Annotated in this window: 1 protein-coding gene, 1 rRNA gene and 1 pseudogene; all 3 read right to left on the reverse strand. The window is 69.3% G+C overall.

Annotated elements, in window-relative coordinates; translation table 11 throughout:
* Positions 1–173: 173 nt before the first annotated feature.
* The 3 genes and pseudogenes from ACFYYH_RS34450 to rrf all read right to left on the reverse strand — a co-directional run bounded on the left by ACFYYH_RS34450 (position 174) and on the right by rrf (position 2,569).
* Positions 174–992: a hypothetical protein gene (locus ACFYYH_RS34450; RefSeq protein ID WP_388559872.1), complete on the reverse strand. Its 819-nt coding sequence runs from the start codon at positions 990–992 to the stop codon at positions 174–176.
* 234 nt (positions 993–1,226) lie between these two features.
* Positions 1,227–2,309: pseudogene (locus tag ACFYYH_RS34455) on the reverse strand (hypothetical protein); the annotation flags it as partial.
* A gap of 143 nt (positions 2,310–2,452) precedes the next feature.
* Positions 2,453–2,569 (reverse strand): 5S ribosomal RNA (gene rrf / locus ACFYYH_RS34460).
* Positions 2,570–2,774 lie beyond the last annotated feature (205 nt).

Genomic DNA, 2,774 nt, shown 5'->3' on the forward strand with positions numbered 1-2,774 from the left:
GCGAATGCCCCGGACCGCGGCCCCAACGCGGGCCCGGGGTGGGGCCCGGGGGCGCCTCCGGGGGGGCTGAGTACTAAAAAAATTGGGGGCAACCCGGGGGGGGGGGCCCCCCGGGGGGGGGCGCCGCCCCACACATGTCAGTTCCTCAACGCCCAGGAGTGGGCGCTCCGTACTCAGCGCTTGGCGTCGTCCCCGCCTTTGTCGTCGCTCTCGTCCTCGTCCTCGTCCTCGTCATCCACTTCATCGTCCTCGCCGTCGTCATCGAGGCCGGCGTCGCGGACGTTGTCGCTGTCGTCGTCGCTGTCCGCGCCCCTGTCCGCATCGGTGTCGGTATCGGCGTGGAGGTCGAGATCGAGGTCGATCTCCTCGTCCTCGATCATGGCGTCCACGAACTCGACCCCGTCCAGCTCCGCGAGCCGGTCCGAGGCGTCGGTCGCGCCGTCCTTGTCCGCCTCGATCGTCTTGGCGAACCACTCGCGGGCCTCGTCCTCGCGCCCGGCCGACAGCAGGGCGTCGGCGTAGGCGTAGCGCAGCCGAGCGGTCCACGGCTGAACGGAGTTGGACGCCAGCTCGGGGCTCTGGAGCGTCACGATGGCGGCCTCGATCTGCCCCATGTCCCTGCGCGCCCCGGCCGCGACCAGTCGCATCTCGACCTGGCCCGCCTTGTCGAGCTTCTGCACCTCGGGCTCACCGGCCATCGCCATCGCGCGCTCCGGACGGCCCAGGCCGCGCTCGCAGTCCGCCATGACGGGCCACAGATCGACATTCCCGGTCATCCGTCGCGCGGCCCTGAACTCGGCGAGCGCCTCGGCGTACTTCTGTGTGGCGTACGCCGCGAAGCCCGCCGCCTCACGTACGGCGGCGACCCTGGACGCGAGCCGCAGCGCGATACGGGAGTAGGCGTAGGCCCGCTCCGGGTCCTCGTCGATGAGCTGGGCGACCATGACGAGGTTTCTGGCGACGTCCTCGGCAAGCGTCTTGGGCAGGCTCATCAGCTCCTGACGGACGCTCTTGTCGATCTCCTCGCCGGTGACGTCGTCCGGGATCGGCAGCCGCTTGATCGGCTCCCGGTCGCGGTCACGGTCCCGGTCGTCACGACGCTCGTAGCCACCACGGCGGTTGTCGTCGCGTCCGCGGTAGCCGCCGCGCTCACGGTCACCGCGGTCCCGGTCGTCGCGACGGCCGTAACCACCGGCACCGCCGCCACCGCCCGTGGGCCGGCCACCGCGATCGTCGCGGCGTCCATAGCCACCGCCACCGCCGGCACCGCTGGGACGGCCCGCCCCACCACGGTGGTCATCACGCCGTGGGCCGCTGGGACGGTCGTCACGGCGGAAGCTTGGCCGGTCGTCGCGTCGGTCATCACGGCGCGGGCCGCTCGGCCGCTCGTCGCGACGCGGCCCGCTGGGGCGGTCGTCACGGCGGGGACCGCTGGGACGGTCATCGCGACGACCGTAGCCGCCACCCCGACTGTCCTCATCCCGACGGAACGCGGGCCGATCATCACGCCGGTCATCACGACGCGGACCAGCGGGACGGTCATCCCGACGCGGGCCACTCGGACGATCGTCACGACGAAAACCACCACTGGGACGCTCATCACGACGGCCGTAACCACCGCTGTCCGAACCGAAACCGGGCCGACCACCACGGTCGTCACGTCGGTCGTCGCGACGCGGCCCGCTGGGACGGTCATCGCGGCGGGGACCGCTGGGACGGTCATCGCGACGACCGTAGCCGCCACCCCGACTGTCCTCATCCCGACGGAACGCGGGCCGATCATCACGCCGATCATCACGACGCGGACCAGCGGGACGGTCATCCCGACGCGGACCACTCGGACGATCGTCACGACGAAAACCACCGCTCGGACGGTCGTCGCGACGAGGGCCACCGGAGCGGTCGTCACGCCGCCCGTACGATCCGCCACTGCCACTGCCACTGCCACCGGTCGGCCGCCCGCCACGGTCGTCACGGCGACCGTAACCACCGCTGCTGGAACCGGAACCGAAGCTGGGACGGCCACCACGGTCGTCATCGCGCCGGGGGCCGGAGGGCCGGTCGTCGCGTCCACCGCGATATCCGCCGCCCCGGTTGTCATCACGACGGCTGTCGTCACGGCGGCTGTCGTCCCGCCGGCTGTCGTCACGGCGGTTGTTGTCGTCTCGACGGAAACCACCACGGTCCCGATCATCACGTCGCGGACCGCGATCACGATCGTCACGGCCTGCGCGGAAGCCGCCCCGGTCACCGCTGTCCCGGCGGCGCTGATCGCGCTCGGGACGGTCGTCGGAGGAGTTGGGGGACATCGGTTGGGCTCCTGTCTTCGGGTACCGCAGTCATTCTCGCGCAGTCGGCCTTCCACTGCGCTTCGGGTGAAATCGGAAAAGGGAAAAACAAAAAAGGACCCTTGGTCCAGCATGAACGCTGGACCAAGGGTCCTTGAAAGATTGTTCGGCGGTGTCCTACTCTCCCACAGGGTCCCCCCTGCAGTACCATCGGCGCTGTGAGGCTTAGCTTCCGGGTTCGGAATGTAACCGGGCGTTTCCCTCACGCTATGACCACCGAAACCCTATCGGGCCATCCCGCAGAGCGGGATATCGGCACTTAGCGAACAAGCACACTCTTCAATTGAGACATACTGGTTCAACCGGTGCGACTGTTCGCAACCCGGGAACCACACAGTGGACGCGAGCAACTGAGGACAAGCCCTCGGCCTATTAGTACCGGTCAACTCCACCAGTCACCTGGCTTCCATATCCGGCCTATCAACC

This window comes from Streptomyces sp. NPDC002018, assembly GCF_042890865.1.
Classification (GTDB): domain Bacteria; phylum Actinomycetota; class Actinomycetes; order Streptomycetales; family Streptomycetaceae; genus Streptomyces.

Coding starts and splice junctions, on each gene's coding strand:
- ACFYYH_RS34450 (WP_388559872.1), bottom strand. CDS start 992: ATGAGCCTGCCCAAGACGCTTGCCGAGGACGTCGCCAGAAACCTCGTC.